The following is a 26,430-nucleotide window of genomic DNA, read 5'->3' as shown; positions in this document are numbered from 1 at the left end:
GGCGAGCCCGGCGGCCGACTGCAGCGGATCTTCCCGTCCCAGCGCCCGTACGCCGGAAATCCTGTGCTCCACTGCTAGATTCAGCGTGTGTCCTCCCGCGCCAAGCCCCTGCTCGAGCTCGACCCCGCCACCGTGCGCCAGGCCCGCGCCCTGGCCCGCAAGGCAGGCCGCCCGGTCGTCCGGATGGCCCAGGACCACACGACCGTGTCGATGGAGCGGGCCACCCTGCGGCTGGCCGGCCTCGCGGGCGCCGACCACGAACGGATCCCGTGGGTCAACCACCTCGTCGACCGCGTCCGGGCCGAGGTCGGGCTCGAGCACGGTGTCACCACCCCGGTCTTCGACGCGCTGCGACGCGGTGAGGCGGAGGACCTGCTGACCCTCGCGCAGAAGTCGGCGGGCGGCTCGGTGACCTTCCGCCTGCCGGAGGGGCGCGACGCCACGGCCGCGCAGAGGGCCGCGCGCACCGCGGTCGCCCGCGGCATACGCACCATCGACCGGCAGCGGGCCACGCGCGACCGGCTGGTCAGGCGCCACGGCGACCCGCAGCAGCGGCCGTGGATCTACCTCATCGTCGCCACGGGTGACATCTACGAGGACATCCCGCAGGCGCAGGCGGCCGCGCGCGAGGGCGCGGACATCATCGCCGTCATCCGCTCGACCGGGCAGTCGCTGCTCGACTACGTCCCGGAAGGCGCGACCCGCGAGGGGTATGCCGGCACGTACGCCACCCAGGAGAACTTCCGGCTCATGCGGGCGGCCCTGGACGAGACGTCCAAGGAGCTGGGGCGGTACATCCGGCTGACCAACTACGCCTCCGGGCTGTGCATGCCCGAGATCGCCACCCTAGCCGGCCTCGAGCGGCTCGACATGATGCTCAACGACTCGATGTACGGGATCCTCTTCCGCGACATCAACCCCGTGCGCACCTTCGTCGACCAGCGGTTCAGCCGCCAGATCCACGCCCGGGCCGGGATCATCATCAACACCGGTGAGGACAACTACCTCACCACGGCCGACGCGGTCGAGGCGGCGCACACGGTCACCGTGAGCCAGCTGCTCAACGAGTACTTCGCCAAGGAGGCCGGGCTGCAGGACTGGCAGCTCGGCCTCGGGCACGCGTTCGAGATCAACCCCGACCTGCCGGACAGCTTCCGGATGGAGCTCGCGCACGCGCTGCTCGCCAGGCAGCTGTTCCCCGACGCGCCACTGAAGTGGATGCCGCCGACCAAGCACATGACCGGCGACGTCTTCCGCGGCTACCTGCTCGACGGGTTCTTCAACCTCGTCGGCGCCATGACCGGCCAGGGCATCCTGCTCGTCGGGATGATGACCGAGGCCGTCGTGACGCCGTTCCTGTCCGACCGCGACCTCGCGCTGCAGAACGTCCGCTACGTCATGAACGCCGCAGGTGGCCTGCGCGAGGACTTCCACCCACCGCGCGACGGGTTCATCCAGACGCGTGCCCGCCAAGTGCTGGGCGAGGCGGTCGACCTGCTCGACAGCATCGTCCACGACAGCGACACGGCGGGGGACCCACCGCTGCTGGCGGCCATCGCCGACGGCACGTTCGGCCTGATGAAGCGGCCGGCCGACGCCGGCAAGGGCCTCGACGGCGTGGTGCGGCGGGCGGACGGGTACGACAACCCGGCCGTCACGCTGCTCGAGACGGGGGAGACGAAGTGAGCGCCTCCACCACCGACAGCGCCATGCCGCTCGACCCCTCGCCGACCCGCACCCCGGCGTCTGCCGCGGACGGCGGCCGACCGACCCCGGACATCGTCCGGCCCTACGGCGACACCACCGGCGACGGCATGGTGCAGGTGTCCTTCACGCTGCCTGTCCCGCACGACAAGCGGGCCGAGGGCGCGGCCCTGCAGCTCGCGGCGAAGATGGGCCTGGAGCCAGCCCTGCTCGTCCACGCCAAGGCGATGGGGCCGGACTTCACCTTCTTCGTGGTCTACGGCAGCGTGAAGCACCTCGTGGACCTGCGCGAGGTGACGGTCGTGGAGCGGGAGTTCCCCCTGCTGAGCCCCAAGGACGTCAACGCCGCGATCAAGGCACGCCTGCGCCGCAAGCTGGTCGTCGTCGGCGCCTGCATCGGCACGGACGCCCACACGGTCGGCATCGACGCGATCCTCAACATCAAGGGGTTCGCCGGCGAGAAGGGCCTGGAGTACTACCGCGAGATCAAGGTCGTGAACCTCGGCGCCCAGGTCCTCGTGCCCGAGCTCGTGGAACGGGCCCGGGCCGAGAAGGCCGACGCCGTCATGGTGAGCCAGGTCGTCACCCAGAGGGACGCCCACATCCACAACACGACGGCGATGAGCGCTGCGTTCCGGGAGGCCTACCCCGCCGGTCAGGTGCCGCTGCTCGTCGTCGGCGGCCCGCGGTTCGAGGAGGGGTCGGCCGAGCGGCTCGGCGTCGACCGCATCTTCGGCCGCGGCACCACCCCCGGCGAGGTCGCGAGCTACCTCGTCCACGCCCTCGCCCAGCCCAAGGAGAAGCGATGACCGGCCCCGAGCTCGGCACCACCGTCACCCACCGCCGCTACGTCCCCTACTCGCACGCCCACTACGCCGGCAACCTCGTGGACGGCGCCTACTCGCTGGCCGCCTTCGGGGACGTCGCCACCGAGATGTGCATCCGCACCGACGGTGACGAGGGCCTGTTCGCCAGCTACTCCGACGTCCAGTTCAAGGCACCCGTCCGCGCCGGCGACGTCATCGAGATCGAGGCCCGGCTCGTCCGGGCGGGCACGCGCAGCCGGGAGATGGACTTCGAGCTCCGCGTCGTGGGCCGCGGCGCGCCGGAGCGGGGCGAGTCCGCGGCCGACCTGCTCGACCCGCCGGTGACCGCCACGACCGCCCGCGGCGTCGTCGTGGTCTCCCCGAGAGAGCGCTGAGCCGGCCACCGGAGGGGGCGTCGGCGTGTCGTGGCGCGACACGCCGACCTGCCGAGAATTTACGAAGAATCCTCTGGAGCACAACGGAATTGGCGCAGACGCATGACCTGCGCCGATGACGTGACGGGGATCCGTCACGCGGGTTGACACCGGTGTTCGCGACGGTATGTTGGCTCCCGGTTGTTTCACCACAACGACCGCGACAGGGGGAGGCAGCACAGGGGACCCAGACGGCGATGCACGGTGACGAGCGCGCGCAGTCACCGCCTGCCAGCACCGCCGTCCCACCCCGGCTGACACCCCGCCCCGCCGCGGTGGTGGACGACGACACGGCCCGCGTGCTCAGTAGACAACAGCCGGGGGGTGGCATCCAGCCGGCCCCCTGCTGGTCCCAACGGCGGCGCGGGTCGTGTCGTGTCCTACCGTGGAGCCGTGCCGTCGCCAGCCCGTCGCACCCGTGATCTCACCCGGGTCCTCACCGCCGTGGTCTCGGGCCTGCTCACGGCACAGGCGTTCCCGACCTCGAACCACTGGTGGCTCGCCGTCGTGGGTGTGGCGCTGCTCTCGGCTGCCGTCCTGGGTGCCCGCTGGCGCCTCGCCGCCCTGGTCGGCCTGGGCCACGGGCTCGGCTTCTTCCTGCCCACCCTGTCGTGGACGGGCGTCTACGTCGGCAACCTGCCCTGGGCCGCGCTCTCGGTTCTGGAGGCGCTGTACGTCGTCGCCATGTGCGTCGTCACCGCCGCCGTGCAGCGCCCCCTGCTGCGCACCCGCTGGCGACCCCTGGCGTACGCCGTCGTGCCGCTGGCCTGGGTGCTCCAGGAGTGGGCGCGCGGGGCCACTCCCTTCGGCGGCTTCCCGTGGGCGCGGCTCGCGTTCAGCCAGGCGGACAGCCCGCTCGCGCCGTTCGCGCGGTATGCCGGGGCGCCGGGCCTGACGTTCGCCGTGGCCTGCACGGGCGTGCTCCTGCACCTGCTGGGCCGCGAGCTGACCCACCGCCTGGGCCGCCCGCGCCCCCGGGGTCCCCGGGTCGCCCCCGCCCTCGGGGCCGTGCTGGTGCTGGCGGCCCTGGCTCCGGCGGCGGCCGCCCTGGCCACCACCCCGCCGACCGACGGCCGCCGGGTCTCGGTGCTGTTCGTGCAGGGCAACGTCCCCAAGCCGGGCCTGGACTTCAACGCCGAGCGTCGCAAGGTCCTGGACAACCACGTCCAGGCGACCGTCAGGGCGACCGCCCACCGGTCGACGCCGCCCACCCTGGTCGTGTGGCCGGAGAACTCCTCCGACATCGACCCGCTGGAGAACCTCGACGCGGCCGCCGACATCCGCCTCGCCGTCGAGACGGCCCGGGCGCCGGTCCTCGTCGGCGCCGTCCTCGACGGCCCGGGGCGCTACGTCTCCAACGCCAGCCTGTTCTACCGTCCCGGCGGCGGGCCGCCGCAGCGCTACGTCAAGCAGCACCCGGTCCCGTTCGCCGAGTACATCCCCTACCGCTCCTTCTTCCGGAACTTCAGCGACAAGGTCGACCTCGTCGCCCGCGACTTCACCAGGGGTGACCGGCCGGGAGCCTTCGAGGTGCCGGTGCCCGGCAGCCGGCCGTACTGGATCGTCCCCACCATCTGCTTCGAGGTGGCCTACGACGGCCTCATGCGGGACTCGACGCTGCAGCCCGGGAAGCGCGACAGCATCCTGGCCGTGCAGACCAACAACGCGACGTTCGGGTTCACGGCCGAGTCCGAGCAGCAGTTCGCGATCAGCCGGATCCGCGCGATCGAGCACGGCCGCTCCATCGTCCACGTCTCGACCGTGGGGGTGAGCGGCTTCATCGCGCCGGACGGAACCTACGTGGACAAGACCTCGTTGTTCACCCAGGCGGCCCGCTACGGCTCCCCGGTGGTCCGGACGGAGGTCACCCCCTCGGACCGGATCGGACCACTGCCGGAGTATGCCGCGGCCCTGGGAATGCTCCTGCTCCTGGGGTTGGGACGGTGGCTGGGCCGCCGGAACGCTAGGGTCGGGCGCACCGCCGGACCGACGGAGCCGGCCGACCAGGAGAGGGAACGCGTCGTTGTCTGACCGCACGATCGAGCGGGTGCTGGTGTGCATCCCCACCTACAACGAGCGCGAGAACCTGCCGGCGGTGGTCCGCCGGGTGCGGGACTCGGTGCCCTCGGCCGACATCCTCGTGCTCGACGACAACTCGCCGGACGGGACCGGCGCGGTGGCCGACGACCTCGCCGCGCAGGACCCCCGGCTGCACGTCCTGCACCGGGCCGGCAAGGAGGGCCTGGGCCGGGCCTACCTGGCCGGCTTCGCCTGGGCGCTGGAGCGGGGGTACGACGCCGTCGTCGAGATGGACGCCGACGGGTCCCACCAGCCCGAGCAGCTGCCCGCCCTGCTGGACGCGGTGCACGCCGGCGCGGACCTCGTCATCGGTTCCCGGTGGGTCCGGGGCGGTTCGGTGGTCAACTGGCCGGTGCACCGCAAGGCGCTCTCGGTGGGCGGCAACCTGTACATCCGCGTCCTGCTCGGCATGCCCGTGCACGACGCCACGGCCGGCTACCGCGTCTACACGGCGGACGCGCTTCGCCGGATCGGGCTGCACGACGTGGCGTCGCAGGGGTACTCCTTCCAGACCGACCTCACCCGACGCGCCGTCTCGTTGGGCATGACGGTGGTCGAGGTGCCCATCACCTTCGTGGAGCGCGAGGTGGGGGACTCCAAGATGAGCGGGGCCATCATGCGCGAGTCGCTCCAGCGGATCACCGTCTGGGGGCTGCACCACCGCGCCGACCAGCTGCGCCGCCTGGGCCGCCCCGCGCGCAGGGAGGCCACGTGGCACCAGCTGTAGGGCGGACGTCCGCCGGCCGTCGCCGCCGTCCCCGGTGGCTGGCCGTCGTGTTCGTCCTGCTCCTGGTCGTCCCGATCCTGGAGATCGCGACGATCATCGCCGTCGGCAAGGTCATCGGCGGCTGGCAGACGCTCGTGCTCCTGCTGGTGGAGTCCGCGCTCGGTGCGTGGCTCGTGCGCCGCGAGGGAGCCCGCGCGTGGCAGGCCCTGGTCACGGCCCTCAACACCGGGCAGATGCCCAGCCGCCAGCTCGCCGACGCGGCACTGGTGCTCATCGGCGGCACCCTGTTGCTCGCACCCGGCTTCCTCACCGACGTGGTGGGCTTCTTCCTCATCCTGCCGGTGACCCGCCCCATCGCGCGGACTCTGCTCGAGACCGTGGTGGCGCGCCGCCTGCTCGGGGGCGTGTTCGGGGGAGGAGGCCGTGGGGGAGGGCCACCGTCCGGCCCGGACGTCATCGAGGGCGAGGTGCTCTGAGCCGTCGCACCCGAGGGCCCAGTGCGGGGTCCCGCGGCGGCATGACGAAGGCCACGTCCCAGGGGACGTGGCCTTCGTCGTCGACCGGCGTGGTCAGGCGGTGCGCTTGCGGCGGGGCTTCTCGCCCCGCGACTCGCGCAGGAGGGTCAGGCGCTCCTCGAGGAGCTCCTCGAGCTCGGGGATGCTGCGCCGCTCGAGCAGCATGTCCCAGTGCGTGCGCTGGTGCTTGACCGGCTTGTGCTCGGGCTCCGGACCGTCGACGAGACGAGCCTCCTCGCCGCACCGGCACTCCCAGGTGGGCGGGATCTCGGCCTCGATCGAGAAGGGGAGCTCGGTGCGGTGCCCCTGCGGGCACACGTACGCGGTGATCTGCCGTTCACTCGGGACGACGTGCTCGTCGGTCTCCAGGCTGTGCGAGACCATTCGGCTGCCGCGGAGGGTGCGTTCTGCCATGAGGGGTTCTCCCAACGTATGGTGTCCCTGCCCGCTCGGTTCTGGCGGGGCTCAGGGATTCGTTGTGGTCAACGCGGCGGATCGGCATTGTGTTCCGTCGGTACCTACCCCTGGAGACGGTGCAGGACGCCTGCACGTTGGCCGGTGTGACACACATCACACGACCTCGGCATGGCAGGCCCCGGGCGTCACACGTCACGGGGAAGCTCGTTCCCCGCGTCGAGGATGCCCTGGCGCAGGTCCACCCGGCGGAGCAGGGCAAAGCCCGCCACGAAGAAGACGATGAGGGCGACGATCGCCGGGCGGTAGGAGCCGGTGACCTGGTGGACCAGGCCGAACAAGAGCGTCCCGAACCACGACGTCCCACGCTCCATGGCCTGGTAGAACGAGAAGAACTCGGCCTCCCGCGCCTTGGGCACCAGCTGGCTGAAGAGCGAGCGGCTCAGGGCCTGGCTCCCGCCGAGGACGATGCCGATGAGGACGCCGAGGGCGATGAAGGGCACGAACGCCCTCGCCGGCAGGAAGAAGGCAGCCACCACGATGGCCGACCACGCGACGAGCGAGCCGAGGACGGTGCGCCACGCGCCGTAGCTGCGGGCCAGCCGCCCGAACAGCAGCGCGCCCCCGAACGCCACGAACTGGACCAGCAGGATCAGCGCGACGAGCTGGCTCTGCTCGAACTTCAGCTGCTCGGCGCCGTACAGGCTGCTCGAGGTGATGACGGTCTGGATGCCGTCGTTGAAGAACAGGTACGCGGCCAGGAAGGTCAGCGTCTGCGGGAACCTGCGCAGGTCCCGGAACGTGTGGCCGAGCTGCGTCCAGCTCCCACGCACGATCCCGGCCGCCGGGGCGTCGACTCCCCGGACCCCCGCCTGGCGCAGGTCCCACAGCCCCTTGACGGGGATGACGGTGAACACCCCCCACCACAACCCCGCCGACAGCAGGCTGACCCGGACCGCTGTCGCCTTGTCGAGGCCGACCAGCCCGGGCGCGGACACGATGACCAGGTTGAGGGCGAGCAGCAGGCCACCGCCGAGGTAGCCCAGGGCCCAGCCCTTGGAGGACACCGCGTCCCGGTCGTCCGGGCTGGCGATCCGGCACAGGATGGCGTCGTAGACCACGAGCGAGGAGCCGAGCGCGATCGTCGCCAGGATCATCATCCCCGCCCCGAAGCGCCAGTTCTGCCCGTGCAGGAAGAACAGCAGCGAGGCAGCCAGGGCCCCGGTCCAGGCGAAGGCGCCCAGCAGCCGCGCCGGCCGGGGCGTCCGGTCCGCGATGGCGCCCACGAAGACGAGCAGGACGGCGGACAGGATGGTCGACAGCGTGATCGTGTAGGACGCCACCGAGCCCGGGTCGAGGGGCGCGGTCAGGACGAGGGCGACGGCCCCGGCGCCCGCGGCACCCAGCGGCAGCGCGAAGGGCACCGGGGTCGGGCGGTCGCGCACGAGCTGCACGACGCCGCCGACGAGCACGAGCAGGGCCAGGACCGTGACGACGAGGGCGGCCTTCCAGACCCAGCCGGGCAGGTGGGCCGCGGCAGGGACGACGTGCAGGTTGACGGCGCAGCGCAGGTCGGAGGCCTGGCCCGGGCAGGCCGCCTGCTTGGCGACGGTCGTGAGGTAGGGACCGAACAGGACGGTGCCGACGGTCGTGACGAACGCGGAGTTGGCCCAGTCGTACCAGTACCACGGCCGCTTGTACCGGTCGGTGTCGGCGTAGAGCGCGTCCGGGGCGGACGCCTGTGTCGTCATGCGTGAAGGGTGGCACAGCGGGTCTGCGGCCGAATGCGTATTGCTACCCAGACCACGGGCGCGTTCTCGCCGCTCCACGCCGACCTGCCGGAGGCGTCCCGGCCGGGGGAGTGGCGTCGGTCAGCCCGCGAACTCCCAGTGCCACGGCTCGGGCAGCGAACCCTGCGGCTCGGCCCAGTCAGGGTGGAACCAGCCGTACAACGGGGCGTTCTGCGTCATCCAGAGGTGGGCCGGGTTGCCGAAGTCCTCGACGCCGCCGCACAGGTCGACCGCACGACCCAGGCCGTGCTCGCTCCTTCCCGGTTCGGCGGCCCACTTGCCGCGGCTGGCCTTGACCGACACCTGCTCGGCGTACGAGCGGTAGGAGTCGGTGATGCACAGCGGCTTCCCGCTGTCCTTCTGGTAGGCGAGGCTCATCGCGTTGAACGCGGCTGCCGCCCCGGGGCGCAGGCTCTGGCTGGGGTCGCCGACGAGCGGGCACAGGCCGGCAGCCGGGATCTGGCCGTTGGGATAGTCGTTCTCGTTGGTGCTGCAGGGCTTGACCGACCCGTCGGCCGACACCCCGGGGATGACCAGGGCCTTGCGGAGCCGCTTGGACGCCTCGAGGGCAGCGGCGTCCTCGCTGCCGAGCAGCAGCCCCGCGACCGGGCCGGCCTTCTGCACCTGGGCCGCGTGCAGCGACCTCGTGGTCTCGAGCTGTGACTTCTGCTCGGCGATGACGACGTCGAGCTCGTCCTTCGCGGCCTTGGCGGCCGCGGCTGCCTCGGTGGCCCGGGTGCTCGCCTCGACCGCACGGACCGCGACGGACCGCTGCAGCTCGGTCTGGTTCTGGACCCGCTCGAACGCACCCGCACGCAGGTCGCTGAGGTAGGACAGCTGGGCGGCGCTGTCGCTGGCCTCGGCGGGCGGCTTGGCCAACGTGTCGAGCAGCGCGCCGACGTCCGTGATGGTGCCGCCGGTCCCGGCATACGCCAGGTAGGCCCACTGCGCGAGGGCGCGCCGGTCCTGCCCCATCTGGCTGCTGAGCCGCTGGTACACCGCGACGTCCCGAACGGCCTCGTCGCGGGCGGCGCGCTCCTGGGTGCTCGCCTCGGAGTACTGCTGGAGCAGCGCGTTGGCCTGGACGGCCAGGCGCGACAGCTTCTCGGCGGCCGCCGCGATGCCGGCGTTGGACCGGGCGAGGTCGGCCGTCAGGGCGTCGGCCTTGGCGATCTGGGCCGCGAGGTCGGCCGGGCTGAGCGTGCGCTCGCCCGCCGCGCCCGGCGTGGCCGTGGCCCTTCCGGTCACCTCACCGGTCCCGCCCGTGGCCGGGTCGGTGGCGGTCCCGACGCCCGTGGGGGACGCGCCGGGTCCGCCGGTCGCCGGGCCGGTGCCGGGGGAGCGTGGGGCCGGTGTGGTCGATGTGACGGACGGGGTCGAGGACGAGGCGAGCGCCGGTGCCGCCCCTGCCAGCGTCACGGCCGCGAGTGCTGCTGCCGCGAGGCCGGCTCGTCGTCCGAACCCCACCATGTCGTCCTGTCATCCACCCCTGCCGCCGCCCCCGAGGCGCGACGACCTGCTGTCTCCACCTCGACGAACCCTAACCCGGAAGGGTCACGCGGCATCTCCTGCTTTCGGTGGACTTCTGCCGACCGAGCGGACTACCCACCCACCGCCGGTCGGCCGGGCACCGGGCCCGCACCGGCCGGCAGCTCCTTGACCATGAGCCCGACCCGGTGGCCCCGGGGACCCAGGGTCCCGACCTCCACGAAGCCGCGCGCCCGGTGGAACGCGAGGGACGGCTCGTTCGGGGGGTCGACGTTGACCTCCAAGGCCAGCCGGCCGGCGCGCCGGGCGCGCGCCTCGACGAGGTCGTAGACCCTGGAGGCCAGACCGCGGCGACGGAACCGGTCGTGCAGGACGATCCGGTCGAGGTAGAGGAACCCGGAGCCGTAGCGCTCGCAGAACCACCGGTAGTTCTCCGAGTCGTAGCCACTGCCCGGCGCGAAGGTGAGCACGAACCCCGCGACCTCACCATCGGCGGTGATGACGTCGGCACGCTCGCTCCACCCCACCAGCCGCCACAACCGGTCCTCGTCCAGCGGGGAGAGCAGCTCGACGTGGGTGGCGTTGAGCTCCAGCACGCCGGGGACGTCGGCCTCGGCGAGCGGGCGCAGGACGGCGTCGTCGGCGGGGGAGTGGAGGGCGGTGCCGGAGACCATGAACCGAGTCTGCCACCCATGACAAATGTCACTTCCGCCCACGTCAGCGCGTTGCATAGCCTCCCGCGGTCACCTACCGCGCGACCGTCAGGAGCTCGTCACATGAGTCGACCCAGCCAGCACCAAGGGGGCGGCTCGACCGCACCCCGCACCAGGCGAGGGGCGGTGGTCGCCGGGCTGGCGACCCTGACCCTGGCCGCAGCCGGCGTCACGGTCGCGGCCCCGGCGAGCGCCCACGGCAACGACGACCACCACGGCCGCCAGGACCGGCGCGACCAGCGGCTGGCGCCGCGTACCCACTTCACGATGAAGGACGACGGCTCCAGCGGCTACACGACCAGCGGCGAGGGCATCCCCAACATCGACTCGGTCAAGAAGACGATCTACGCCTACTACGGCGACCCCAAGGGCACGGGTGCCGCGAACCCGACCGACTCGCCGTACGTCCGCGAGATGGCCGGGATCCTCGCCCGGGAGCGCCAGCAGCTGCCGCGCCTGCTCGCCGACGCGAAGCGCCACCACGAGAAGCCGGCGATCGTCTTCGACGCCGACGACACGACGCTGTGGACCTACCAGATGGAGGTGGGGGACATGAAGTTCGTCTTCACCCCCCAGGCGCAGGCGCCGTGGGTCGACGGCGAGAAGTTCCCGGCCGTCCCCGGCATGGTCGACTTCGTCAACGACGCCCAGGCGATGGGCTTCACGGTGTTCGGCCTCACCGGCCGCAGCGACAGCCAGAAGGCGCACACCCTCGGCAACCTCGCCAAGGTCGGCTACACGGCCTTCACCCCGGACAACTACTTCACCAAGTTCAACTCGGGGACGACGCCGCCGGCATACCTCAGCTGCGCCGCCGTGACCACGTGCACGACGGTCGAGTACAAGGCGGGCACCCGCAAGCACATCGAGCAGGACCTCGGGTACGACATCGCCCTCAACGTCGGCGACCAGTTCTCCGACCTGCAGGGCGGGTACGCCGACCACTGGCTCAAGCTGCCGAACCCGACGTACTACCTCCCGTCGCCGGACCTGCCCGGCGTCAAGGAGCCGTGGCTCGCGCCGCGCACCCACTTCACCATGGCGCCGGACGGCTCGAGCGGCCTGACCCAGGGCGGCGAGGGCATCCCCAACATCGACTCCGTGAAGAAGACCGTGTACGCCTACTACGGCGACCCCAAGGGCACCGGCACGGCCGCGACCACCTCGTCCCGCTACATCTCGGAGATGGCCACGATCCAGAAGCAGCAGCGCACGCGCCTGCTGCAGGCCTGCGCGACCAGGGCCGGCCAGGGCCGGAAGCCGGCCATCGTGCTCGACGCCGACGACACCACCCTGTGGGGCTACAACATGGAGGTCGGTGCCATGCACTTCGTGTTCACCCCGCAGGCGCAGGCCCCGTGGGTGAACGAGGGCAAGTTCCCGGCGACGCCGGGCATGGTCGACCTCGTCAACTCCGCCGCGCAGGCCGGGTGCACGCTGGTGGGCCTCACGGGTCGCAACGACACCCAGAAGGACGCGACCCTGGCCAACCTGGCCAAGGTCGGGTACCAGGGCTTCACGCCGCAGACGTACTTCACCAAGTGGGTCAGCGGCTCGACCCCGCCGGCCTGGGTGACGGCGTCCGACTGCGTGGCCTACCCGTCCTGCACGACGATCGAGTACAAGTCGACCGTCCGCAAGCACGTCGAGGACGACCTCGGGTACGACGTCGTGGCGAACTTCGGCGACCAGTTCAGCGACCTCATCGGCGGCCACGCCGACCGGACGGTCAAGCTGCCGAACCCGATGTACTACCTGCCCTGACCGCAGCCGCCTGCCGTGAGGCAGTCGTCCACAGACCCGGCCGCGGCCGGCCCCCGTCCACAGGGGCGCCGGTCGCGGCTGGTGTGCTTCCCGGCCCGGGCAGCACCATCGAACACATGATCGACACAGGGGAGTGGGCCAACGAGGTGCGCCTCGTCGGCAGGGTGAGCGGCAGCGGCCAGGAGCGCGAGCTGCCCAGCGGGGACGAGGTGGTGTCGCTGCGCATCGTCGTCCCGAGGACAGGCCGGTCGCCACGCAGGACGACGGCGAGCGTCGACACGATCGACGTCGCGTGCTGGACGACCCGGCTGCGCCGGACGGCACGTGGACTCGCCGACGGCGACGTGGTCCAGGTGGAGGGTTCGCTGCGGCGCCGGTTCTTCCACACCGGCGCGGGTGCGGCGAGCCGGTACGAGGTCGAGGCGGTGACCCTGCACCGGGTCCGCAGCCAGGGCGGGACGGACCGGCGGTCGCGACGAGCCTCCGGGACCGTGTCGGCTGCTCCGACCGGCGGAGCGAGTCATCGAGGGCGTGCATCGGCCGGTTGACCCGGACCCTTCAGTCCTTCCCACGCGCCACGGTACAACGCCGATAATCCACATTATGTCATTCCAACGGCTCCGTGAGCAGGCGACCCCGCTCCCTCGCCCGGGTTTGCCACAGGCCCGTCCCGAGCGCGACCCCCCACGCCAGGAACAGCGGGTCCCACAGCCAGGCGTGGCCGCGCGTGGCTGCGAGGTCGTCCACCGCACCGCCGACGCCGGCGAGGGCGAGATTCGCGGCGGCCGTGTTGGCCAGGCCGTAGACCACCAACAGCGCCGAGCCGGCCCAGCACCACCGACGAAGGGCCCCGTGGGGTCCTCCTGCCCGGGCCGCCGCCCAGGGCACGCACGCGGCGGCCAGCTTCCCCAGCCCGATGCCGGCCAGGGCAAGGCCGGCAGCCACGGGAGAACCCGCCCGCCAGGCCACGGCCCACTCCCCGACGGTGTCGGCGAGCGCGTCGCCGCCGAACGCCCAGTACAGACTGGCGGCTGCATGCACCACGCCGAGTCCGGCAGCCGTCGTGAACGAGATCAGGGTGCCGCGGCGCATGGCGTCGACCCTAGGTGCTCCGAGCGCCAGCGCGGACCGGGTGAGACCCCTCTCCCGGCCTGGGCCCCTCCGCGGGTCCCTCCGCGGGCTGCGACTCCCCCTCCGCCCGAGCCTTCAACCCCAGCAGCATGGCGCGGTTCATCACCAGGTAGCCCGGCGTGAGCAGCCGGTCGACCGCGCGCAGCGCAGCCGGACGCCCCGGACCCGACCTGGTCCGGAACACCAGCCTGGTGCCACCCGCACGGTCCTCGTGCAGGACGAACTGCCACGTGCCCGTGACCGCCCCGCCGGGCGCGCCGGGGCTGGAGTCGAGCACGAGGTGGTGACCGGCCGCCAGCTGGACGACCCGGGGCCCGCTGCGCCCGCCGGGATAGCCCGCCGGGGTGAAGGCGATGACGTCGCCCACCCCCAGGTCCTGCCATTCGGGATGGATCCGGTCCGCGTGGGTCACGCCGAGGTGGAGCAGCGGGCGACGAGGCCGAGTGCCGACCCGGCCAGCAGCCCCAGGTACGGCGCCCTCGCCTCCCGTCGGCCGCCGCACCACCGGCGGGCAGGGCCGGACGTCCCGGGCGTGGCAACCGATGGTCGCCCCGGTGCCGCGCCGTGGTGTCCCCCGCCGGTCGTGCGGGTGCGCGCCCCTTACCCTGCTCGCGTGCAGTGCGACTACTTCGACGCCGGCGTGTGCCGCTCGTGCTCGCTGATGAACGTCCCGTATGCCGTGCAGCTGGCCGACAAGGACGCCTCGGTCCGGACCGCCCTCGCCGACCACGTCGCGGACTCGCAGTGGCTGGAGCCGTACGCCGGCCCGGAGTCGGGCTTCCGGAACAAGGCCAAGCTCGTCGTGGGCGGTCGGCGCGGCGCCCCCGTCCTCGGCATCCTCGACAGCCACGGCGGTGCGGTCGACCTCACCGGGTGCGGGCTCTACGAGCCCGGCCTGCGCGAGGCGGTCCTGGCCCTGCCTGGACTGGTCGCCCGCAGCGGCCTGACTCCGTATGACGTCGCCCGCCGGTCGGGAGAGCTCAAGCACGTCCTGGTCACCCACTCCCCCGACGGCGAGCTCATGGTCCGGTTCGTCCTGCGGTCCCCCGGCCAGCTCCCTCGGCTGCGCGAGGCCCTCTCCGACCTCGCCACCACCCTGCCCCGAGCCGCCGTGGTGACCGCCAACCTGCTCCCCGAGCACAGGGCCGTCCTCGAGGGCAGGGAGGAGGTCGTCCTCAGCCGGACCGACTCGCTGTCGATGCGGGTCAACGACCTCACCCTGTACCTGCGACCGCAGAGCTTCTTCCAGACGAACACCACGGTCGCGGCGGCGCTGTACGCCCAGGCGACCCAGTGGGTGGCGAGGTCGCGTCCCGGCCTGCTGTGGGACCTCTACTGCGGGGTGGGCGGCTTCGCCCTGCACGCCCTGCGGTCAGGAGCAGCTGCGGCCGTGCGGGGGCTGGAGGTCTCCCCTGCCGCCGTCGCCAGCGCCGAGCGCAGCGCGCGGGAGCTCGGCGCCGCACCGGGATCAGCCGTCTTCGAGGCCGTCGACGCCACCGCGCATCCACTCGGCACGACCCTGCAGGAAGGTGGGGCCCCCGGCCCCGAGGGCGCCGGACCGGACTCGCCCGACGTCGTCGTCGTGAACCCCCCGCGTCGTGGCCTGGGGTCCGACCTGGCCGGCCGCATCGAGCGCTTCTCCGGCCTGCGCCACGTGATCTACTCCAGCTGCAACGTCACGACACTCTCGCGCGATCTTGCCGCCATGCCGTCGCTGCGCGTCCGCGAAGCACGGCTGTTCGACATGTTCCCCCAGACCTCCCACCACGAGGTGGCGGTCCTGCTGGAACGGGGGTGATGTCGTGGTGGACCGCTCAGACCGCCGCAGCCCGACGCACCATGACCTCGCGCTCCTCGGGCGTCGTGCCACCCCAGACGCCGTAGGGCTCGCGCACCTTGAGCGCGTGGGCCAGGCACGCCTGCACGACGGGACAGGTGGCGCAGAGCGCCTTGGCCGCTGCCTCCCGGGCCATCCGCCGCTTCCCCCGCTCGGCCTCACCGAAGAAGAACTGGTCCGGGCTGCTGCTGCGGCAGGCCCCCTCCAGCTGCCAGTCGTAGTTGTCCATGAGGGGCTTCGGCAGCCGCTTGATGTTGCCCACGTCCATTGGGTGTCCCGTCCTGTTCGCTGGTGGAGAACTGCGTCGGCGAGGCTGCCAAATTCTGCACAACCTCTTCAAACGTGTGTCAACAACTTATGCAGAAACGCTTCACTATGCAACACCCTCGAATAAGTTCTATAGTTGTTCATGCCCGGAAGACCGTGGCGGCGGTGATCGATCGAAACCCCCGACGGCAGGTGTCCCGGGCGCTAACTGTGAGGAGTGGTACCCAGTGACCTCCGGGCCCGAACGCAATCCGGACGCCCCCGTCCGCCGCTCGGTGTCGGAGCCGACCCTCGCCGCGGATCCCGCGGACCTGGACTGGTCGGTCGGCCGGGTGGCGGATCGGTTGGGCATCCCCACCGCCACGCTGCGCACCTGGGACCGCCGGTACGGCGTCGGGCCGTCCCAGCGCACGCCCGGCGGTCACCGGCGCTACTCCGAGGAGGACATCCGCCGCGTGCGCGTCATGTCCCGCTTCATCGACAAGGGCGTCCCAGCCCAGTCAGCGGCGCGGGTGGCCTCGGCCATGGACACCACCAGGCTGCAGGTCGAGACGGCAGAGGACCACCCGGTCCAGGCCCAGGGTGACCGCGGTCGCGTGGCCGCCATCACCAGCGCCGCCCTGGCCCTCGACCCCGAGTCCCTCTCCCGCCTCTACCAGGCCACCCTGCGCGAGCGAGACCTCGTCGGCGCGTGGACCGACGTGTTCGCCCCCGCGATGCGCGAGATCGGCGACCAGTGGGGCCGGGGCGCGCTCGGGGTGGAGTCGGAGCACCTGGCCAGCGAGATGCTCGTGACCGAGCTCCGCGCCGTGATCCAGGCCAGCCGGCCGCAGCGGGTCCAGGCAGAGGTGATCCTGGCCAGCGCGGACGAGGAGCAGCACTACCTTCCCCTGCTCGCGCTCCAGGCCGAGCTCGCCCGGCAGGGACTCGGTGTCTCCTACCTCGGGCCCCGGATGCCCACGCACGCGCTGAGCAACGTCATGCGCACGCGCCGACCCGACCGCGTGTTCCTGTGGGCCTCGCTCGAGCGGGCGAGCAACGAGCCGATCTGGCAGACCCTGAACATCATCGACCACCCGATGCTCCTCGTCATCGGCGGACCGGGCTGGCCGGACACGACTCCCCCGGTGTCGCCGCGCGTGACCGTGGCTCGCGCGAACGACCTCGCCAGCGCCGCGAACCTGCTGATGCACCCTCCCGGGTCGCGTTCCTGACCCGTCCTCGTACGGTGTGTCCATGGCGACCCAGGACCTCACGTACCGGCTCAACGACGGCACCTCGGTGCCCTTCATCGGTTTCGGCACCTACCCGCTGCGCGGCGAGGAGGGCGTCGCCGCGATGACGACCGCGCTCGAGGCGGGCTACCGCTACCTCGACAGCGCGGTGAACTACGAGAACGAGCACGAGGTCGGCGAGGCCCTGCGTCGCAGCGGCATCCCTCGTGGCGAGGTCCGGTTGGCGACCAAGGTCCCCGGTCGCTTCCACGCCAGGGACCTGGCCCTGCGCTCGCTCGCGGAGTCCGCCCAGCGCCTGGGGGTCGACCAGATCGACGTCGCCCTGATCCACTGGCCGAACCCCAGCCGGGACCTCTACCCGCAGGCGTGGCAGGCCCTGGTCCAGGCGCAGCAGGACGGCCTGGTCCGCACCATCGGGGTCAGCAACTTCACCCGCGAGCACCTCGAGCGGATCATCGAGGACACCGGTGTCACGCCTGCCCTCAACCAGGTCGAGCTGCATCCCTACTTCCCCCAGCAGCAGCTGCGGGCGACGCACGAGGAGCTCGGCATCCGCACCCAGGCGTGGAGCCCGCTGGGCAAGAACCCCACCCCGTTCCACGAGCCGGCCGTGGCCGACGCAGCGCAGGCCCACGGCGTCAGCCCGGCCCAGGTCGTGCTGCGGTGGCACGTCCAGCTCGGCTCGATGCCGCTGCCGAAGTCCGGCACGCCCGCGCGCCAGGCCGAGAACCTCGACGTCCTGGGCTTCGAGCTCACCGAGGACGAGGTGAGCGCCATCAGCGCCCTCGAACGGGCGGACGGACGGCGGTTCGGCGGCGATCCCGACACCCACGAGGAGATGTAGCGCCGGTGAGCCGGCAGGGCCGCGCGTGGGTGGGGACGTCCGGGTGGCTGTACCCGCGGTGGCGCGGTGAGTTCTACCCGAAGGGCCTGCGGCAACGGGACGAGCTCAGCTACCTCGCGGACCGGGTCACCTCGATCGAGGTCAACGCCTCGTTCTACTCGCTGCGCCGCCCCAGCACGTATGCCGGGTGGCGCGGGGCGGTGCCTGACTGCTACCCCCTGGCGCTCAAGGGCGGGCGCTTCATCACCCACCTCAAACGGCTGCGCGGGGTGGAGGCGGGCCTGGCTAACTTCTTCGCGTCGGGGCCGTTGGCCCTCGGGCCCAGCCTGGGACCGATCCTGTGGCAGCTGCCCGAGCGGGTCGAGTTCGACGCTGCCGTCGTGTCCGACTTCCTCGACCTGCTCCCCCGCACCACGACGGCGATGGCCGCCCTCGCCCGCCGGCACGACGACAAGCTGTCCGACGACCGGGTCCTCACCAAGCCCGGGACGCACCGCCCCGTGCGGCACGCCCTCGAGCCCCGTCACGCCTCCTTCGACACCGACGAGGCGCGAGCCCTCCTGCGGGACAAGGACGTCGCCATGGTGCACGCCGACACCGCCGGTCGGTTCCCGACCATGGGCGACGGCACGGCCTCGTTCCACTACGTCCGGCTCCACGGCGAGCAGCGGCTCTACGGGGGTGGCTACTCCGAGGGCACGCTCGCGTCGTGGGCGGAACAGCTGGCCGGGTGGACGTCCGCGGGCGAGGACGCGTATGTCTACTTCGACAACGACGCCGACGGCCGCGCACCGTACGACGCGGTGCGGCTGATCGGCCTGCTCGGCGACCGTGCCGGCTCAGGGTGAGGGCGGGTCGGGCGGCCCGGCTGCGGCGGCCGCCTGCCGCAGCAGGTCGACCACCTCCTCGTCGACGTCCCCGGGACCGGCCAGCTCCAGGTGGTGCATCCAGGTGCCCGGCGAGGGATGAACCACCTCCTTCACGCGGGGGCCCGGGACCTCGCGGGGCAGCGCGACCGAGAGCACCGCGGGGACGGCGCTCCCGACGTACTGCCCGGGCCGCCACACGTACGCAAAGCCGCGGCGGCGCGACCACGCCACCTGGCTGCGGGTCACCCGCTCGCGCGCTCCCCCGAGCCCGTCCACGACCCGGCGCACGGCGCGGTACACCTCGAGGGACTCGGGATGACGGGCGAACAGCTCCTCGGCACCTCCGGCGAGGACCTGGCCGCGTCGCGTGGCCACGGCCGGCTCACTCGAACGGGATGGGGTCCCCGGCGCCGACCCGGGTGACGACCGGCGTGCCGTCGGAGTAGTCCACGACGGTCGTCGGCTCGGTGCCGCACTCCCCCGAGTCGATGACGGCGTCGACGAGGTGGTCCAGCTCGTCCTTGACGACCCAGCCCTCGGTCATCGGCTCCTCGTGCCCGGGCAGGATCAGCGTGCTCGACAGCAGCGGCTCCCCGAGCTCGTCGAGGAGCGCCTGTACGACGCGGGAGCCGGGGATCCGCACCCCGACCGTCTTCTTCTTCGGGTGCAGCAGGCGGCGGGGTACCTCCTTGGTGCCGGGCAGGATGAACGTGTACGGCCCCGGCGTCGCGGCCTTGACGGCCCGGAACACCGCGTTGTCGATGTGCACGAGCTGCCCCAGCTGGGCGAAGTCACGGCACACGAGGGTGAAGTGGTGCCGGTCGTCGAGGTGGCGGATGCGCAGGATCCGCTCCTTGCCCTCCTGGTTGCCCAGGGCGCAGCCGAGGGCGTAGCCGGAGTCGGTGGGGTACGCCACCAGGCCCCCGTCCCGGATCAGGGCCACCGCCTGCCCGATGGCCCGCGGCTGGGGGTCGACCGGGTGGACGTCGAGGTAGCGGGCCATGCCCAGACTGTATGCCGCGGTGGCGGGGCACCGCGGCATACGGCCGCTCCCGCGGGGGTCACTAGGGTGGTCGCGTGCGCGCACTCGTGAAGACCCATGCGGGTCCTGGCCTTGAGCTGTTGGACGTTCCCGAGCCGCGGGTGGGGCCGTTGGACGTGAAGATCCGGGTGCTGCGGGCCGGGCTGTGCGGCACGGACCTGCACCTGGAGCAGTGGGACGACTGGGCCGCCTCGACGGTGCACCCCCCGATGACGATCGGCCACGAGTTCTACGGCGAGGTCGTCGAGGTCGGTGAGGACGTCGAGTCGGTGCGGGTGGGTCAGCGCGCCTCGGGTGAGGGGCACATCGTGTGCGGCACGTGCCGCAACTGCCGGGCCGGCCGCCGGCACATGTGCATCCACACCCAGGGTGTCGGGGTGAACCGCGACGGCGCGTTCGCGGACTTCGTGGTCATCCCCGCGTCGAACGTGTGGGTGCAGCCGGACGACCTGGACCCCGACCTCGCTGCGGTGTTCGACCCGTTCGGCAACGCCACCCACACCGCGCTGCAGTTCCCGATGGCCGGTGAGGACGTGGTGATCACCGGGGCGGGGCCGATCGGGGTGATGGCCGCCGCGCTCGCCCGGCACGTGGGGGCACGGCACGTGGTCGTGACGGACGTGAGCGACTACCGCCTGGACCTGGCGAGCAACGCCGGGGCCGACCTGGTCGTGAACGCCGCGACGAGCAACCTGGGTGAGGCGATGGCCGAGCTCGGGATGCGTGAGGGCTTCGACGTGGGTCTGGAGATGTCCGGTGTGCCCTCGGCCGTCGAGGACATGCTGCGCAACATGAACCACGGCGGCCGGGTGGCGATGCTGGGCCTGCCGAAGGACCCGTTCGCGATCGACTGGGGGCGGGTCATCACGCACATGATCACCATCAAGGGCATCTATGGCCGGGAGATGTACGACACCTGGTACGCGATGAGCTCGATGCTCGGCAGCAGCGAGCTGCTGCGCGAGCGGGTGGCGTCGGTGATCACCCACCGCTTCCCTGCCGAGCAGTGGCAGGACGCGTTCGCCGCGGCCCGGTCCGGGCAGTGCGGCAAGGTCATCATGGACTGGAGCTGAGAGGGGCACCCGTGTACGGCACCGTCAAGGACGAGCTGGCCGCAACGCTGCGCGAGATCGAGCAGGCCGGCCTGTACAAGCACGAGCGGCAGCTGGCCTCACCCCAGTCCGCCCACATCCGCACCCGCACGGGTGGGGACGGCGAGGCGCCGGGCCAGGCGGAGTCGCTGAACTTCTGCGCGAACAACTACCTCGGCCTGGCCGACGACCCGCAGGTCGAGGACGCCGCCGCGGCCGCGCTGCGCGAGTGGGGCTTCGGCATGGCCAGCGTGCGGTTCATCTGTGGCACGCAGGTCCTGCACAAGCAGCTGGAGCGCGCCCTGTCGGACTTCCTGGGCACCGACGACACGATCCTGTACTCCTCCTGCTTCGACGCCAACGGCGGCGTGTTCGAGGTCCTGTTCGGCGAGCAGGACGCGATCGTGTCCGACGAGCTCAACCACGCCTCGATCATCGACGGCATCCGCCTGTCCAAGGCCCAGCGGTACCGGTACAGGAACGCCGACATGGCCGACCTGCGCGCCCAGCTGCAAGCCGCCCGCGACGCCGGCGCCCGCCGCACCGTCGTCGTGACCGACGGCGTGTTCTCCATGGACGGGTACCTCGCCCCGCTGGACCAGATCTGCGACCTCGCCGACGAGTTCGGCGCGATGGTCCTGGTCGACGACTCCCACGCCGTGGGGTTCATCGGCGACGGCGGCCGCGGCACCCCCGAACGGTTCGGCGTCATGGACCGCGTCGACATCCTCACCGGCACCCTGGGCAAGGCCCTCGGCGGCGCGTCCGGCGGGTACGTCGCCGCCCACCAGGAGATCGTCGACCTGCTGCGCCAGCGCTCGCGCCCGTACCTGTTCTCCAACGCCGTGGCCCCCTCGGTGGCGGCCGGGTCCCTGCAGGCCCTGCAGCTCGCCGCCGCCTCCACCGACGCCCGCGAGCGGCTGCGCACCAACACCGCCCTGTTCCGAGACCTCATGACCGAGGCGGGGTTCGAGCTGCTGCCCGGCGAGCACCCCATCACCCCGGTGATGTTCCCCGGCGAGGACGGCGCCCGCCGCGCCGCCCAGGTCGCCGACGCGATGCTCGCCCGCGGCGTCTACGTCATCGCCTTCTCCTACCCCGTCGTCCCCCAGGGCAAGGCCCGCATCCGCGTCCAGCTCTCCGCCGGCCACAGCGAGGACGACGTCCGCGCCTGCGTCCAGGCCTTCACCGCCGCTCGCGACGAAGTCGACGGGATCGGCTGAGGCCGGGGGGACCATGGGCCGGCTGGTGTTCACCGCCATCTGCTCGCTCGACGGGTACGTCGTCGACGCGGACGGCAGCTTCCGCTGGGCGGCGCCGGACGCCGAGGTCCACGCGCACGTCAACGACGAGGCGCGCGGCATCGGCACCTACCTGCTCGGCCGCCGCATGTACGAGGTCCTGCGCTACTGGGACGGTCCCGACGAGCAGGCCGACCGCGAGCCCGTCATCCGGGACTACCGCCGGGTCTGGCAGGCGGCCAAGAAGGTCGTGTACTCCACGACCCTGGCCGCGCCGTCGACGCCGGGGACCGCGGTGGAGCGGTCCTTCGACGGCGCGGCGGTCCGCCCCCTCGTCGAGCTGTCCGCGGCCGATGTCAGCGTCGGCGGGCCGACCCTGGCCGCGGAGGCGTTCGCTGCCGGGCTGGTGGACGAGGTGCGTCTGTACCGGCACCCGGTGTCCGTGGGTGGTGGCACCCCGGCCCTCCCGGCTGGACAGCGCATCGACCTCGAGCTCGCCGAGGTGCGCACGTTCGGCAGTGGCGTGGTCTTCACCCGCCACCGGGTGCGGCCCTGACGACCGCACCGACCGCCTAGGAGTCGGCCAGCCCGGCGTCGATGGGCGTGCCGTGCGCGACGGTGCGGCTCACGGTGCACAGCCGCTCCTCGGACATCTGGATCGCCTTGGGCAGCATCTCGCGAGCGCGGTCGCCGTCCGGCCCCTCGGGGAACGTCACGGCGAAGCGGACCGTCAGGCCCTCCATCCGGTTGGTGCCCTGCTCGTCGCGGATCTTGTCGCCCTCGGACGTCACGGTGAAGGTGACCGGCTCGGCCCGCTTGGCCGTGATGAAGTCGACGTCGACGGCCGAGCAGCCGGCGATGGCCGTCAGGAGCAGCTCGACCGGGGTGAAGTCCGCGGTGTCGCCACCGCCGATCCGCATCGTGCCGCCGCGCACGTTCGTCACGTCGAACACGCCCTTGGACACCCGCTCCATGCTCACGCTGCGGTGGCCCAGACCGGTGCCGCCGGTCTTCTCACTCGTCTCCTGCGCCATCAGGCACCCCATTTCTCAGCGATGGCCCGCACCACGGTCATGTTGCGGGCCGTTCCGTCCACTCCAGCGATCTTCTCCAGCAGGGCATTCCCGAGCCTGGCCTCGTGGAAGGGGCCACCGATCTCGAGCAGCACGTGCTTCCCGAGGACGAACGCCCTCTCCTGGCTCTCGTCCCACTCCTCCAGCCGGGTGCGCGCCGCTGCGGCCGGCTCTGCGGCGAGGAACGAGACGTAGCGCGAGGCGCCCTCCCACACCGCCGGTATGCCGTCGACCTCCTCGACGAGGGCGCGGACCTGCTTGCGGGTGCGGGCCATCGAGACGATGTCGAAGCCGGCGTGCGCGCTGAGGCACTCGCTGACCGCCGCCTCGACCTTCGCCGCGCTGCGCATCGCCGTGCCGAGCAGGAAGTTGCCGGTCTGGATGTGCGACTCCACGTCGGCGAAGCCGCTGCGCGACAACGCGTCCCGCGCCTCCGCCATGGTGAGCTTGCGCTTGCCGACGTTGACCGCGCGCAGGAAGACGATGAACTCGGGCATCAGAGGACGACCTCTCCCCCACCGACCTCGCGCACGAGCCCGCCCACGCGGACCGTGCCGTCGTCGTCGACGCGCAGCCGCAGCGTCGATGGGCGGGACACCTGCTCGCCCTGGCTCACCTGCCACGTCCCCGAGGTGCCCTGGGCGGCGAACCAGGCGCCGAGGTTGGAGCACGCCGAGCCGGTGGCCGGGTCCTCCGCGACCGAGGAGCCGTCGCTGAGCAGCGCCCGGGCGAGGATGTCCCCCGGCTCCGTCTCGGCCCACACGTAGACCAGCGCCTCCCCGCTGCGGCCCATCCCGGCATACGCGGGGAAGGCGGTCGGGACCACCCGCGCGCTGCGCACGGCGTCGGCGTCGACCGCGTGCGCGATGACCTGCGGCGTGCCGACGGACACCTGCTGCGCCGGGGCCACGACTGCTCCGGCGTCCAGCGACAGGGCGGCCGCGAGGTCGTCCACGTCGAGGTCCGCCTCGACCCGTCCGGGGTTGGCGGTCAGCGTCCAGGTGTCGCCGGCCGCCTCGACGGGGATCACGCCGGCCGGCATCGAGAGGCCGAGGCGGTCGCCGCCGAGGCCGAGGGCCCGGGCCACGTGAGCCGTGCCGAGCGTCGGGTGCCCGGCGAAGGGCATCTCGTAGGCGGTGGTGAAGATCCGCACCCCCGCGTCGGCGCCCTCGCCGGGCGGCACCAGGAAGGTCGTCTCGGACAGGTTGAACTGGCGCGCCAGGCCGAGCATCTGCTCGTCCGACAGCGCCGAGCCGTCCTCGAAGACGCACAGGGGGTTCCCCGAGAACGGGTCGCCCTCGCGGGCGAAGACGTTGAGCAGCCGGTACCGCAGTCGCATGACGCCACTGTGTCAGAGAGACTGCGCCGTGTGAGCCCCACACCCTCCAGCCCGTCCACCCCCGACGGCCGGCTGGTCCTGCTCAGGCACGGCGAGACGGAGTGGTCGAGGTCGGGCCGGCACACCGGCCGGACCGACGTCCCCCTCTCCGGGCACGGCGAGGAGCTGGCCCGGGCCTCCGGGCGACTGCTGACGGGGTACCGGTTCGTGCTCGCGCTGACCTCGCCGCTGCAGCGGGCCCGCCGGACGGCGCAGCTCGCCGGGCTCGCGCCCGAGGTCGACGACGACCTGCTCGAGTGGGACTACGGCGGCTACGAGGGGCTCACCACACCGCAGATCCGCGAGCAGCTGGGCTACGACTGGAGCGTCTTCGAGAACGGCGTCGTGCCCGGGGACACCCCGGGCGAGACGGTCGAGGAGGTCGCGGCCCGGGCGTCCCGCGTGCTGCGCCGGGTGCTGCCCGCGCTGCACGAGGGCGACGTCGCGCTGGTCGGCCACGGCCACTGCCTGCGCGTGCTCGCGACGGTCTTCCTGCGCCAGGAGCCGCGGATGGGGGCCCAGCTGCTGCTCGATGCCGGGTCGGTGAGCGTCCTGCAGTACGAGCGGGAGCGACCGGCGGTCCGGGTGTGGAACCACGGACCGGCCGTGACGGCCGCCCACGCCACCTGACCGGTCCCGGGTCGCTACTCCGTCGCGCCCGGCCGGGTCGTGCGGGTCCGGGGCGGCCGGACGACCGTGAGGTCCGCGAGGCGGGGCGGCGCGAGCGGGACGGGCACGCCCTCGACGGCCGCCGCCTCCACCGGCGTGGGGTCCACCGGCCAGTCGGGCTGCCCGGCCCGGCCGAACAGCGCCACGGCGGTGGCGTCACCGGGGGTGAAGCGCGGACCGTAGGCCACCCCGCCCAGCCCGGCGTCGTCGAACGCGCTCGCCCAGGCCTGCGGCACGGCATACGGCACCATGCTCTCGAGCTCGCGGGTCACCCCGAAGTCCCCCGCCGACCGCGACTGCACGTCCGCCACCTCCCGGAGGCCGGGCAGTCGCAGGCGGGACACCAGCACCTCCTCGAGCAGGGACGCCGGCACCTCGCGCCGCCCACCCAGGACGGGGCCGAGACGCTCGCGCACCGCGCTGCACCGGTCGAGCGCCGCGTAGCAGGTGCCCCGCGGGGCGGTGAGGTCGAACCGGCCTCCCCCGTCGTGCCCGAACCACCACGGGCCCCGGTCGCTGCGGTGGGCGCGGAAGAGGTCCGTGGTGCGGGTCAGGCGGCGGGTCGGGAAGCCGTCGAGGGACGCCGGCGGTCGCCCCTGGGCCGGGCGCTGTCGGTCCACCACGTCAGGCGGCCCACCGGGCGGCGTCGGCCGCTGCCGCCGTCGCGACCCGGGTGACCGCGGCGGCCGAGGACCGGTGGACGACGAGGTAGTCCACCGCGCTCTCGCCGTCGAAGACCTCGCTCGGCGTGGTGAGCCACGTGCCGGTGACCCAGCCGTCGACACCGGCCTTGGTGAAGGCCCCGACCGCCTCGAGCACGCCAGGACGCACCTGGCCCGTGCGGCCGAACTGCAGGGACGGGTACACGAGGTGCCCGTCGTCGGTGCGGCAGGCGAGCACCGTGCCGCGCCGGACACGGTCGAACAGCGCCTGCCGCGAGATGCCCAGCCAGGCCGCGAGCCCGGTGGTGTCGTAGAACGGCGCCAGCGGCTGGTCCAGCGGGTGCACCGTCGGCAGGGCGGCGACCATGCGGTCGGCGAGGTCCTCGACCTGCGCCAGGTCGAGGCGGCGCCCGTGGGCCACCAGGCCCCGGGCACGCTCCTCCACCCGGCGACGGACCTCGGCCACCAGGGCGTCCACGGCCTCGGGGTCGACCGCGACGGCGTCCGCACCCGTGACGTCCGTCGCGGGGCGGCCCTGCGCAGGGCCGCCCGTCGCAGGGCTGCCCGTCGCCTCGGTGGCCGGGGTCGGCCGGGTCGTCGTCCGGGCCATGGCGTTCGCCTCCTGCGTCAAGGGTGTCAAGGCCTGTGGCAGAGCCT

The 26,430-nt window shown here is 72.6% G+C and carries 30 protein-coding genes; 16 read left to right on the top strand and 14 right to left on the bottom strand.

Going from position 1 to position 26,430, the window contains the following annotated elements; all coding sequences use genetic code 11:
- The first annotated feature begins 87 nt into the window (after positions 1-87).
- The 6 genes from kamD (at position 88) to ACYVDO_RS05025 (ending at position 6,226) form a co-directional block, all read left to right on the top strand.
- Positions 88-1,686 (top strand): lysine 5,6-aminomutase subunit alpha, encoded by a 1,599-nt coding sequence (kamD, locus tag ACYVDO_RS05050; RefSeq protein ID WP_460933358.1) that lies wholly within the window; start codon positions 88-90, stop codon positions 1,684-1,686.
- Positions 1,683-2,513 carry a lysine 5,6-aminomutase subunit beta gene (gene kamE, locus ACYVDO_RS05045; RefSeq protein WP_460933355.1) on the top strand — a complete coding sequence of 277 codons (831 nt, stop codon included), beginning with the start codon at positions 1,683-1,685 and terminating at the stop codon, positions 2,511-2,513. Before kamD ends, kamE begins: the two co-directional genes overlap by 4 nt.
- Complete coding sequence (kal, locus tag ACYVDO_RS05040) at positions 2,510-2,905, top strand: 3-aminobutyryl-CoA ammonia lyase (RefSeq protein WP_460933353.1); 396 nt, start codon at positions 2,510-2,512, stop codon at positions 2,903-2,905. Before kamE ends, kal begins: the two co-directional genes overlap by 4 nt.
- Before the next feature lie 432 nt (positions 2,906-3,337).
- Positions 3,338-4,975, top strand: coding sequence for an apolipoprotein N-acyltransferase (gene lnt / locus ACYVDO_RS05035; RefSeq protein ID WP_460933351.1), 1,638 nt, complete (start codon positions 3,338-3,340; stop codon positions 4,973-4,975).
- On the top strand, positions 4,968-5,750 hold the full coding sequence (locus ACYVDO_RS05030) for a polyprenol monophosphomannose synthase (RefSeq protein ID WP_460933349.1): 783 nt from the start codon (positions 4,968-4,970) through the stop codon (positions 5,748-5,750). Before lnt ends, ACYVDO_RS05030 begins: the two co-directional genes overlap by 8 nt.
- The gene (locus ACYVDO_RS05025; protein ID WP_460933347.1) at positions 5,735-6,226 is read left to right on the top strand and encodes an FxsA family protein; all 492 of its coding nucleotides are present in this window, start codon (positions 5,735-5,737) and stop codon (positions 6,224-6,226) included. Before ACYVDO_RS05030 ends, ACYVDO_RS05025 begins: the two co-directional genes overlap by 16 nt.
- A 93-nt stretch (positions 6,227-6,319) precedes the next feature.
- On the opposite strand, the gene ACYVDO_RS05020 is transcribed toward ACYVDO_RS05025, so the two are convergent.
- From ACYVDO_RS05020 to ACYVDO_RS05005, 4 genes are all read right to left on the bottom strand, one after another.
- Complete coding sequence (locus ACYVDO_RS05020; protein ID WP_316008812.1) at positions 6,320-6,679, bottom strand: RNA polymerase-binding protein RbpA; 360 nt, start codon at positions 6,677-6,679, stop codon at positions 6,320-6,322.
- Between the two features lie 188 nt (positions 6,680-6,867).
- Positions 6,868-8,430, bottom strand: a complete 1,563-nt coding sequence (locus ACYVDO_RS05015; protein ID WP_460933345.1) for an MFS transporter — start codon at positions 8,428-8,430, stop codon at positions 6,868-6,870.
- A gap of 120 nt (positions 8,431-8,550) precedes the next feature.
- Complete coding sequence (locus ACYVDO_RS05010) at positions 8,551-9,936, bottom strand: D-alanyl-D-alanine carboxypeptidase family protein (RefSeq protein WP_460933343.1); 1,386 nt, start codon at positions 9,934-9,936, stop codon at positions 8,551-8,553.
- 134 nt (positions 9,937-10,070) lie between these two features.
- The gene (locus ACYVDO_RS05005; protein ID WP_460933341.1) at positions 10,071-10,631 is read right to left on the bottom strand and encodes a GNAT family N-acetyltransferase; all 561 of its coding nucleotides are present in this window, start codon (positions 10,629-10,631) and stop codon (positions 10,071-10,073) included.
- A gap of 102 nt (positions 10,632-10,733) precedes the next feature.
- On the opposite strand from ACYVDO_RS05005, the gene ACYVDO_RS05000 reads away from it, so the two are divergent.
- Together ACYVDO_RS05000 and ACYVDO_RS04995 are read left to right on the top strand one after the other, a co-directional pair.
- Entirely contained in the window at positions 10,734-12,434 is a 1,701-nt protein-coding gene (locus ACYVDO_RS05000; protein WP_460933339.1) for an HAD family acid phosphatase, read from the top strand.
- Between the two features lie 116 nt (positions 12,435-12,550).
- Positions 12,551-12,982 carry a single-stranded DNA-binding protein gene (locus tag ACYVDO_RS04995; RefSeq protein ID WP_460933337.1) on the top strand — a complete coding sequence of 144 codons (432 nt, stop codon included), beginning with the start codon at positions 12,551-12,553 and terminating at the stop codon, positions 12,980-12,982.
- A 58-nt stretch (positions 12,983-13,040) separates the two neighbouring features.
- Here ACYVDO_RS04995 and ACYVDO_RS04990 read toward each other — a convergent pair whose 3' ends face one another.
- Positions 13,041-13,526, bottom strand: coding sequence for a DUF3995 domain-containing protein (locus ACYVDO_RS04990; protein WP_460933335.1), 486 nt, complete (start codon positions 13,524-13,526; stop codon positions 13,041-13,043).
- A 10-nt stretch (positions 13,527-13,536) separates the two neighbouring features.
- Complete coding sequence (locus tag ACYVDO_RS04985; protein WP_460933333.1) at positions 13,537-13,932, bottom strand: SRPBCC family protein; 396 nt, start codon at positions 13,930-13,932, stop codon at positions 13,537-13,539.
- 246 nt (positions 13,933-14,178) lie between these two features.
- On the opposite strand from ACYVDO_RS04985, the gene ACYVDO_RS04980 reads away from it, so the two are divergent.
- On the top strand, positions 14,179-15,363 hold the full coding sequence (locus ACYVDO_RS04980; RefSeq protein ID WP_460933331.1) for a methyltransferase domain-containing protein: 1,185 nt from the start codon (positions 14,179-14,181) through the stop codon (positions 15,361-15,363).
- Between the two features lie 16 nt (positions 15,364-15,379).
- On the opposite strand, the gene ACYVDO_RS04975 is transcribed toward ACYVDO_RS04980, so the two are convergent.
- Positions 15,380-15,670 carry a WhiB family transcriptional regulator gene (locus ACYVDO_RS04975; protein ID WP_460933329.1) on the bottom strand — a complete coding sequence of 97 codons (291 nt, stop codon included), beginning with the start codon at positions 15,668-15,670 and terminating at the stop codon, positions 15,380-15,382.
- Between the two features lie 226 nt (positions 15,671-15,896).
- On the opposite strand from ACYVDO_RS04975, the gene ACYVDO_RS04970 reads away from it, so the two are divergent.
- Genes ACYVDO_RS04970 through ACYVDO_RS04960 form a run of 3 tightly spaced genes read left to right on the top strand, consistent with a single transcriptional unit; the run spans position 15,897 to position 18,596 of the window.
- The gene (locus ACYVDO_RS04970; protein WP_460933327.1) at positions 15,897-16,883 is read left to right on the top strand and encodes a MerR family transcriptional regulator; all 987 of its coding nucleotides are present in this window, start codon (positions 15,897-15,899) and stop codon (positions 16,881-16,883) included.
- 22 nt (positions 16,884-16,905) lie between these two features.
- A complete protein-coding gene (locus ACYVDO_RS04965) occupies positions 16,906-17,748 on the top strand; it encodes an aldo/keto reductase (protein WP_460933325.1) in 843 nt (280 codons plus the stop codon).
- 5 nt (positions 17,749-17,753) lie between these two features.
- Positions 17,754-18,596 (top strand): DUF72 domain-containing protein, encoded by an 843-nt coding sequence (locus ACYVDO_RS04960; protein WP_460933323.1) that lies wholly within the window; start codon positions 17,754-17,756, stop codon positions 18,594-18,596.
- Here ACYVDO_RS04960 and ACYVDO_RS04955 read toward each other — a convergent pair.
- Together ACYVDO_RS04955 and ACYVDO_RS04950 are read right to left on the bottom strand one after the other, a co-directional pair.
- Positions 18,588-18,992 carry a DUF5655 domain-containing protein gene (locus ACYVDO_RS04955; protein ID WP_460933321.1) on the bottom strand — a complete coding sequence of 135 codons (405 nt, stop codon included), beginning with the start codon at positions 18,990-18,992 and terminating at the stop codon, positions 18,588-18,590. The two genes, ACYVDO_RS04960 and ACYVDO_RS04955, sit on opposite strands and share 9 nt — an antisense overlap.
- A 7-nt stretch (positions 18,993-18,999) precedes the next feature.
- The gene (locus ACYVDO_RS04950) at positions 19,000-19,620 is read right to left on the bottom strand and encodes an L-threonylcarbamoyladenylate synthase (protein WP_460933319.1); all 621 of its coding nucleotides are present in this window, start codon (positions 19,618-19,620) and stop codon (positions 19,000-19,002) included.
- 74 nt (positions 19,621-19,694) lie between these two features.
- Here ACYVDO_RS04950 and tdh point away from each other — a divergent pair, with 74 nt between their 5' ends.
- Genes tdh through ACYVDO_RS04935 form a run of 3 tightly spaced genes read left to right on the top strand, consistent with a single transcriptional unit; the run spans position 19,695 to position 22,547 of the window.
- Complete coding sequence (gene tdh, locus ACYVDO_RS04945; RefSeq protein ID WP_460933317.1) at positions 19,695-20,732, top strand: L-threonine 3-dehydrogenase; 1,038 nt, start codon at positions 19,695-19,697, stop codon at positions 20,730-20,732.
- 11 nt (positions 20,733-20,743) lie between these two features.
- A complete protein-coding gene (locus ACYVDO_RS04940) occupies positions 20,744-21,973 on the top strand; it encodes a glycine C-acetyltransferase (protein ID WP_460933315.1) in 1,230 nt (409 codons plus the stop codon).
- A gap of 25 nt (positions 21,974-21,998) precedes the next feature.
- The gene (locus ACYVDO_RS04935; protein ID WP_460933313.1) at positions 21,999-22,547 is read left to right on the top strand and encodes a dihydrofolate reductase family protein; all 549 of its coding nucleotides are present in this window, start codon (positions 21,999-22,001) and stop codon (positions 22,545-22,547) included.
- A 16-nt stretch (positions 22,548-22,563) separates the two neighbouring features.
- Here the strand turns inward: ACYVDO_RS04935 and ACYVDO_RS04930 are convergent, their stop codons facing one another.
- From ACYVDO_RS04930 to ACYVDO_RS04920, 3 genes are read right to left on the bottom strand one after another with little or no spacing between them, the layout of a single operon-like run.
- Positions 22,564-23,025: an OsmC family protein gene (locus ACYVDO_RS04930; RefSeq protein WP_460933311.1), complete on the bottom strand. Its 462-nt coding sequence runs from the start codon at positions 23,023-23,025 to the stop codon at positions 22,564-22,566.
- Positions 23,025-23,561, bottom strand: a complete 537-nt coding sequence (locus ACYVDO_RS04925) for a DUF1697 domain-containing protein (RefSeq protein WP_460933309.1) — start codon at positions 23,559-23,561, stop codon at positions 23,025-23,027. The genes ACYVDO_RS04930 and ACYVDO_RS04925 overlap by 1 nt, the downstream gene beginning before the upstream one ends.
- Positions 23,561-24,403 carry a PhzF family phenazine biosynthesis protein gene (locus ACYVDO_RS04920; protein WP_460933307.1) on the bottom strand — a complete coding sequence of 281 codons (843 nt, stop codon included), beginning with the start codon at positions 24,401-24,403 and terminating at the stop codon, positions 23,561-23,563. The genes ACYVDO_RS04925 and ACYVDO_RS04920 overlap by 1 nt, the downstream gene beginning before the upstream one ends.
- Positions 24,404-24,433: 30 nt before the next feature.
- Between ACYVDO_RS04920 and ACYVDO_RS04915 the strand changes: the two genes are divergently transcribed.
- On the top strand, positions 24,434-25,072 hold the full coding sequence (locus tag ACYVDO_RS04915; RefSeq protein ID WP_460933305.1) for a histidine phosphatase family protein: 639 nt from the start codon (positions 24,434-24,436) through the stop codon (positions 25,070-25,072).
- Positions 25,073-25,086: 14 nt separating this feature from the next.
- Here ACYVDO_RS04915 and ACYVDO_RS04910 read toward each other — a convergent pair whose 3' ends face one another.
- Together ACYVDO_RS04910 and ACYVDO_RS04905 are read right to left on the bottom strand one after the other, a co-directional pair.
- Entirely contained in the window at positions 25,087-25,731 is a 645-nt protein-coding gene (locus tag ACYVDO_RS04910; RefSeq protein WP_460933303.1) for an RES family NAD+ phosphorylase, read from the bottom strand.
- Between the two features lie 4 nt (positions 25,732-25,735).
- Entirely contained in the window at positions 25,736-26,383 is a 648-nt protein-coding gene (locus ACYVDO_RS04905; RefSeq protein ID WP_460933301.1) for a hypothetical protein, read from the bottom strand.
- Positions 26,384-26,430: the final 47 nt, after the last annotated feature.

The sequence above is a fragment of the Phycicoccus ginsengisoli genome (assembly GCF_054779295.1).
This window is presented reverse-complemented; position numbering and strand designations above follow the sequence as displayed.